General features: G+C 71.4%; 6 protein-coding genes. All 6 read left to right on the top strand.

Features of this window, described 5'->3' with window-relative positions:
• On the top strand, positions 1 to 351 hold a 351-nt coding region (locus tag JZ5iCDA_RS02935; protein ID WP_139122930.1), incomplete at its 5' end, for an amidohydrolase family protein.
• A 165-nt stretch (positions 352 to 516) separates the two neighbouring features.
• On the top strand, positions 517 to 1,569 hold the full coding sequence (locus JZ5iCDA_RS02930) for a LacI family DNA-binding transcriptional regulator (RefSeq protein ID WP_083259600.1): 1,053 nt from the start codon (positions 517 to 519) through the stop codon (positions 1,567 to 1,569).
• A 75-nt stretch (positions 1,570 to 1,644) separates the two neighbouring features.
• A complete protein-coding gene (locus JZ5iCDA_RS02925; RefSeq protein WP_069385760.1) occupies positions 1,645 to 2,946 on the top strand; it encodes an ABC transporter substrate-binding protein in 1,302 nt (433 codons plus the stop codon).
• 124 nt (positions 2,947 to 3,070) lie between these two features.
• Entirely contained in the window at positions 3,071 to 4,039 is a 969-nt protein-coding gene (locus JZ5iCDA_RS02920) for a carbohydrate ABC transporter permease (RefSeq protein ID WP_083259599.1), read from the top strand.
• Positions 4,039 to 4,944, top strand: coding sequence for a carbohydrate ABC transporter permease (locus JZ5iCDA_RS02915; protein ID WP_069385759.1), 906 nt, complete (start codon positions 4,039 to 4,041; stop codon positions 4,942 to 4,944). Before JZ5iCDA_RS02920 ends, JZ5iCDA_RS02915 begins: the two co-directional genes overlap by 1 nt.
• A gap of 78 nt (positions 4,945 to 5,022) precedes the next feature.
• Positions 5,023 to 7,341 carry an alpha-xylosidase gene (yicI, locus tag JZ5iCDA_RS02910; RefSeq protein WP_069385758.1) on the top strand — a complete coding sequence of 773 codons (2,319 nt, stop codon included), beginning with the start codon at positions 5,023 to 5,025 and terminating at the stop codon, positions 7,339 to 7,341.
• Positions 7,342 to 7,413: the final 72 nt, after the last annotated feature.

Below are 7,413 nucleotides of genomic sequence, written 5' to 3'. Positions count from 1 at the left end.
GCGCTCGTCACGGACGCCATGGCGGCGGCCGGGATGCTCGACGGCGCGTACGAGCTCGGGCCGGTGCGCGTCACCGTCGCGGACGGCGTGGCGCGCCTGGCGGAGGGCGGGGCCATCGCCGGGGGCACGGCGCACCTGCTCGACGTCGTGCGCGAGACCGTCGCCTCCGGCGTCGCCCTCGTCGACGCCGTGCGGGCGGCGTCGTGGACGCCGGCCGAGGTGCTCGGGCTCGCCGACGTCGGCGGCCTCGTCGCGGGGCGGCGGGCGGACGTCGTCGTGACCGACGACGCCCTGCGCGTGCGCACCGTGTGGCGCGGCGGGCGAGCCGTCGCCGACGACGTCCCCAACTGACCCGCCGGCCGGGTCGCGCCGGCGCGATCCCCATGCCGCGAGGGTCTTGACGAACTCCATTTGTTCAATGAATACTCCATTCAGCGAAGCGCTTCGACGATGCGTTTCGACGAAGCGCTTCGACATCCCGTCGGAGCGGGGCTTCGACCACAGGGGAGTGGCGAGATGGCGACGATGCAGGACGTGGCGCGGCGCGCCCAGGTCTCGCTGAGCACCGTCTCGTACGCCCTCTCGGGGACGCGCCCCGTCTCCGACGCCACGCGCCGCCGCATCGAGGACGCGATGGCTGAGCTCGGCTACCAGCCCAACGCCATGGCCCGGGGGCTCGCGTCGCGACGCAGCAACGTCCTCGCGCTGATCTACCCGGCGATGGAGAAGGGGCTCGGCGGCACGGTCGCCGAGTTCGTCGCCAGCGCGGCGGACACGGCGCGCGAGAACGGGTACCACCTCGTCCTGTGGCCCTTCCGCACGACCCAGGCCCAGGAGGTCCGCGACCTCGTGCGCCAGGGCATGGCGGACGGTGTCCTGCTCATGGAGGTGGCGCTCGACGACGACCGCGTCGACGTCCTGCACGAGGCCGGCGTGCCGTACACGATGATCGGCCGCACCCGTGACGTCACGGACCGGCCGTCGGTCGACATCGACTTCGACCGGACCACCGAGGAGGCCGTGCAGCACCTCGCCGACCTCGGGCACCGGCACATCGCGTTCGTCAACCACTCGCAGGCGACGGTCGAGGACGGGTACGCCCCGACGTTCCGCGCCGAGGAGGGCTTCGAGGCGGCGATGCGCTCGCGCGGCCTGGAGCCCATCAGCCTGCGCGTCGACGAGTCGCCGGAGGCGGGCCGTACCGCCGTCGGCCGGCTGCTCGACACCGAGCCGCGCCTCACGGCGCTGGTGACCATGAACGAGATCGCGACCTTCGGCGTCGTCGCCGAGCTCCAGCAGCGCGGCATCGCGATCCCCGCCGACGTGTCGATCCTGTCGATCGTCACGTCGCCCGGCGTCGGGGCGATGAGCAACCCGCCGCTGACCACGATGCACGCGCCGGGGGCCGAGCTCGGCCGCCTGGGCGTGCAGAAGCTGCTGTCCCTCGTGGACGGCTCCCGTCCGAGCACGCCGAACGTGCTCATCCCGTGCGCCCTCGAGCCCGGCAGCAGCGTCGCCACGGCGCCGCGGCCCGGGGAGCGCTCCGACGGCGGGCCTCCGGCTCGCTGACCCACGACAGACCGGGTGAGGCCCGGTCGCTCGTCCGGCCGCGTGCGCCGGAGACTCGATGAGGAGGACACGCACATGCTGCGATCCCGCAAGACCCCGTTCCTCGCCGCGGTGGTAGCGCTCCCGCTCGCCCTGGGGGCGTGCGGCAGCGCCGGCGGAGGGGGCGGGTCCGACGACCAGACCCTGACCATCTGGCACTACGAGAACGACGACTCCGCCATGGGTCAGGCCTGGGCGAGGGCGATCGAGATCTTCGAGGAGGAGAACCCCGACGTCGAGGTCGTCGTCGAGAAGCAGACCTTCGAGCAGATCCAGAAGAACGCCAAGATCGTCCTGACCGGCGACGACGTCCCCGACGTCATGGAGTACAACAAGGGCAACGCGACCGCGGGCCAGCTCGCGGCGCAGGGCCTCATCGCGCCGCTCACGGACGCGGCCGAGGAGCGCGGCTGGACCGACCTCCTCAGCGGGTCGCTGCAGACGACGGCCACGTACGACGAGCAGGGCCTCATGGGCTCGGGCGACTGGTACGGGGTGCCGAACTACGGCGAGTTCGTGGGCGTCTACTACAACAAGGAGATGTTCGCCGAGCACGGGCTCGAGGTCCCGACGACGCTCGAGGAGTTCGAGGCGGTCATGCAGACCTTCGTCGACGCGGGCATCACGCCGCTCGCGGAGGCCGGCGCGGAGTACCCGATGGGCCAGCTGTGGTACGAGCTCGTCCTCGCGAACGCCGACCGCGAGTTCGTCGACCAGTACCAGCTGTTCGACGGCGAGGTCGACTTCCACGGGCCCGAGATGACGGCCGCCACGGAGAAGCTCGACCAGTGGATCAAGGCGGGCTACGTCGCCGACGACTCCGCGGCGCTCACGGCCGAGGACATGGGCGTCTCGTTCATCAACGGCACCTACCCGATGATGGTCTCCGGCTCGTGGTGGTTCGGCCGCGTCGTCGAGGAGATGGACGCCGACTGGGGCCAGTTCAACTTCCCCGGGAACACGCTGCAGGTCGGCTCGTCCGGCAACCTCTGGGTGGTGCCGTCCAACGCGGACTCCCCGGACCTCGCCGAGGAGTTCATCGACATCACGCTGCGTCCCGACGTGCAGAACATCCTCGCGGAGACGGGCGGCCTGCCCGTCGCCGGTGACGCGTCCGTCATCAGCGACGAGCGCACGAAGGAGCTCACGGAGAACTTCCAGGCGATCCTCGACGAGGACGGCCTCGCGTTCTACCCCGACTGGCCCGTGCCCGGCTACTACGACGTCGTCGTGAGCCAGCTCCAGTCGCTCATCAACCAGTCGAAGACGCCGTCCGAGGTCCTCGACGGCCTCCAGGCGCCGTACGAGGAGGGCAAGGCGGACCTGCTCGACAGCTGACGGACCGGCCGGCCGCCGCCACGGCGGCGGCCGGCCCCGTCGCTCCGCGGACCCCGCACCCCCCGCGCGCCGTTCCCGCGCGCCCCCTCCCGACACCCTGACGCCACCGGCGAAGGAGACCGTCATGCCCACCCGAACCGACGCGGCCCCCGGCACGACCGGCCGCGCGACGGCGAGCCCGCGCCGTCGGCGCCGCCCCGCCTGGGTGCCGTACCTGCCCTACCTGATCCCCGGCGCGGTGGCCTTCGTCGTCGTGATCGGCTACCCGTTCGCGATGAACGTGTACTACAGCTTCTTCAAGTGGCGCGGCGGCATGGCGCCGCTGCGCTGGAACGGGTTCGGCAACTACGCCGACCTCATGGGCGACGCGGCGTTCTGGACGTCGTTCCAGAACTCGATCGCGATGATCGTCGCGATGGTCGTGGTCCCGACGCTCGTCGGGCTCGTGCTCGCGGCCGTGCTGTTCGACTACCTCGGGCGCCGCTTCGGCCCGCGCGTCGCGGCGTTCCTGCGCGCGACGTACTACCTGCCGCAGATCCTGCCGGTCGCCGTCGCCGGCGTGCTGTGGAACTGGATCCTCAACGCCCAGACCGGCGCGCTGAACGTGATCCTGCGCGGCGTGGGGGTCGACGACCCGCCGAACTGGCTGGGCGACACGTCCACGGCCCTGCCGAGCGTCATGCTCGTGCTCATCTGGGTGCAGATCGGCTACCCCGTCGTGATCTTCATGTCGGCGCTCCAGCGCGTCGACCCCGAGCTCTACGAGGCGGCCGAGCTCGACGGCGCCGGGTGGTGGCGGCGGTTCCGCGCCATCACCATCCCGCAGATCCGCCCCGAGACGTTCGTCGTGACGCTCACGTGCACCGTCGCCGCGCTCAAGGTGTTCGGACCCATCTACGTGCTCACGCGCGGCGGCCCGGAGAGCTCGACGCTCGTGCCGAGCTACTACTCGTACCTCAACTTCTTCGACAAGTCGAAGGTCGGCTACGGCGCCGCGGTCGCCACCGTCCTCACCGTCGTCATCATCGTCGTCGCGGTCGTGATCCTGGCTCTGCAGAACCGGGCCGAGCGCCGAGAGCTGGAGGGTCGCTGATGACCGCCACCACCGTCGTCCCCGCCCCGACCGCCGGGGCGCCGACCCCGCCCGTCCGGGAGCGCAAGCAGGACGCCCGCCACAAGCGCGGCGCCGGCCGTTGGGTCGTGCTGGCGCTCGCCGCCGTCGTGGCGCTGCTCATGCTCGCGCCGTTCGTCATCATGGTGCTCAACGCCTTCAAGTCGCCCGCGCAGTACTCGCAGGACGGCCCGCTGAGCATCCCGACCGAGCTCTACCTCGACGGCGTGCAGAACTTCTGGACCCGGACGAACTTCCCGCAGAAGCTGTGGAACTCCGTCTTCATCTCGGCGCTCGTCGCGGTCTTCGGGACGCTGCTGTCGCTCCTCAACGCGTACGCGATCGGCGTCGGGCGGATCAAGGGGCGGATGTGGATCGTCACGCTGTTCCTCGTCGCGAACATGCTGCCGCAGGAGGCCCTGATCTACCCGCTGTTCGACATGGCGCAGCAGGTGGGCCTGTCGAACTCGCAGTGGTCCGTGATCATCATCTTCACCGTCATCCAGTCGGCGTTCGGCACGTACCTGCTGTCGTCCGTGCTCGGGACGTTCCCGCCGGCGCTGCTCGAGGCGGCGGCCCTGGACGGTGCGGGCCGCTGGCGCATCCTCTGGCAGATCGTCTACCCGATCGTGAAGCCCACGCTCGGCGTCCTCATGATCTTCTTCTTCATCTGGACGTGGAACGAGTTCTTCATCCCGCTGGTCATGCTGACGACCAACGACACCCAGACGATCCCCATCGCGCTCGCGTCGCTCCAGGGCGACCGGATGATGGACGCCCCGACGACGAACGCGGGCGCCCTCGTCTCGCTCGTCCCCGCGGTGATCTTCTTCCTCGTCTTCCAGCGCACGCTCACGCGCGGCGTCACGGCGGGCGCGGTCAAGTGACCGCCCGCCCCCTGCGCGCCCGCTCGGCGCACCCCTGACGCGCCCCCTGACCCGCACCACACGAAGGAAGCACCACCCATGAAGTTCACCGACGGGTACTGGCAGGTCCGGCCCGGCATGCACCCGCTCTACGCGGTCGAGGTCGACGACGTGCGCGCCGACGAGGCGGCCGGCACGCTCACGGTCTACGCGCCGACGTCGAGGATCCGCGGCCGCGGCGACACGCTCAACCGCCCGATGCTCACGGCGACGTACTCCTCGCCTGCCCCGGGTGTGATCCGGGTGCGGATCGAGCACCACGCCGGTGCGGTGCGCCGCGGGCCGTCGTTCGCCGTGACGGGCGAGGAGGGCTTCCGCCCGGAGATCGAGATGGACGACGACGTCGCGGTCCTGCGCTCGAAGGACCTCGCCGTGCGCGTGCACCGGGGCGGGACCTGGCGCGTCGACTTCGAGTCCGGCGGCGAGGTGCTGACGTCGTCGCTGCCGAAGTCGGTCGCGGCCGTGACGTCCGACGACGGCGGCGCCTGGGTCCACGAGCAGCTCAGCCTCGACCCGGGCGAGCTCGTCTACGGGCTGGGGGAGCGGTTCGGGCCGCTCGTCAAGAACGGCCAGTCCGTCGACATCTGGAACGAGGACGGCGGCACGTCGAGCGAGCAGGCGTACAAGAACGTCCCGCTCTACGTGACGACCAAGGGCTACGGCGTGTTCGTCGACCACCCGGAGCGGGTGTCGTTCGAGGTCGCGTCCGAGGTCAACACGCGGGTCCAGATGTCGGTCGAGGGCCAGTCGCTCGAGTACCTCGTCATCCAGGGCCCGACGCCCAAGGACGTCCTCACGCGCTACACCGCGCTGACGGGCCGGCCCGCGCGCGTGCCGGCGTGGTCGTTCGGGCTGTGGCTGTCGACGTCGTTCACGACGAGCTACGACGAGGAGACCGTCACCGGCTTCATCGAGGGCATGGCCGAGCGCGACCTGCCGTTGTCGGTGTTCCACTTCGACTGCTTCTGGATGCGCGAGTACCAGTGGGTCGACTTCGAGTGGGACCCGCGCACGTTCCCGGACCCCGAAGGGATGCTCCGCCGCCTGCACGACCGCGGCCTCAAGGTGTGCGTGTGGATCAACCCCTACGTGGGGCAGCGCTCGCCGCTCTTCGCGGAGGCCGCCGAGCGCGGCTACCTCGTGCGCCGCACCGACGGCAGCGTGTGGCAGTGGGACATGTGGCAGGCGGGCATGGGCCTCGTCGACTTCACGAACCCCGACGCGACCGCGTGGTACGTCGGCAAGCTCGAGGCCCTGCTCGACCAGGGCGTGGACTGCTTCAAGACCGACTTCGGCGAGCGCATCCCCGTCGACGACGTCGTGTGGCACGACGGCTCCGACCCGCGCCGGATGCACAACTACTACGCCCAGCTGTACAACGAGGCCGTCTTCCGGCTCCTCGAGCGGCGGCGCGGCGAGGGCGAGGCGGTGCTCTTCGCCCGTTCCGCGACGGCCGGCGGGCAGCAGCTGCCCGTGCACTGGGGCGGCGACTGCGACTCGACGTACGCGTCGATGGCCGAGTCGCTGCGCGGCGGGCTGTCGCTCGCGATGTCGGGCTTCGGGTACTGGAGCCACGACATCGGCGGCTTCGAGGGCACGCCGGACGCGGGCGTGTTCAAGCGGTGGCTCGCGTTCGGCCTCCTGTCGTCGCACTCGCGCCTGCACGGGTCCGGCTCGTACCGCGTGCCGTGGGCGTTCGACGAGGAGGCGGTCGACGTCACCCGGCGCTTCACGCACCTCAAGCTCTCCCTCATGCCCTACCTGGCGCGGGTGGCGGAGGACGCGCACGCGCTGGGCCACCCGATGATGCGCCCGATGGTGCTCGAGTTCCCGGAGGACCGGAGCGCGCACACCGCCGACACGCAGTACCTGCTCGGCGACGCGCTCCTCGTCGCGCCAGTCTTCCGCGCCGACGGCCGGGTCGAGTACTACGTGCCGGAGGGCACGTGGACCCGGCTCGTCGACGGCGCCGCGGACGGCCCGGCGGGCTCGCTCCCGACCACGGTGACGGGGCCGCGCTGGGTCACGGAGACGCACGGGTTCGACTCGCTGCCGGTCCTCGTGCGGCCCGGCACGGTGCTGCCCGTCGGTGCGCGCACCGACCGCCCCGACTACGACTGGGCGGACGGCGTGACCCTCCACGCGTTCGAGCTCCCGGACGGCTACGACGGCACCGTCGAGGTGCCCGGCCACGACGGCGGCCCCGGCGCGACGTTCCGCGTCGTGCGGTCGGGCGCGGTCGTCACCGCGACGTCGGACGACGCCCCTGGCCGTTGGGCGCTGCGCTGCGGCGCGGCGTCGGCCGAGGCGGACGGTGCGGGCAGCGTGTCGGTCGACGTCCCGGACCACGCCGCCTGACCCCGTATCCTGGTGGACGGCGGTGTGGAAGCGCTCCCACGCCGTCGTCCACCGCCTGCCGAGACCGACCGT

The sequence above is a fragment of the Cellulosimicrobium cellulans genome (assembly GCF_001722485.1).
Classification (GTDB): domain Bacteria; phylum Actinomycetota; class Actinomycetes; order Actinomycetales; family Cellulomonadaceae; genus Cellulosimicrobium; species Cellulosimicrobium cellulans_A.
This window is presented reverse-complemented; position numbering and strand designations above follow the sequence as displayed.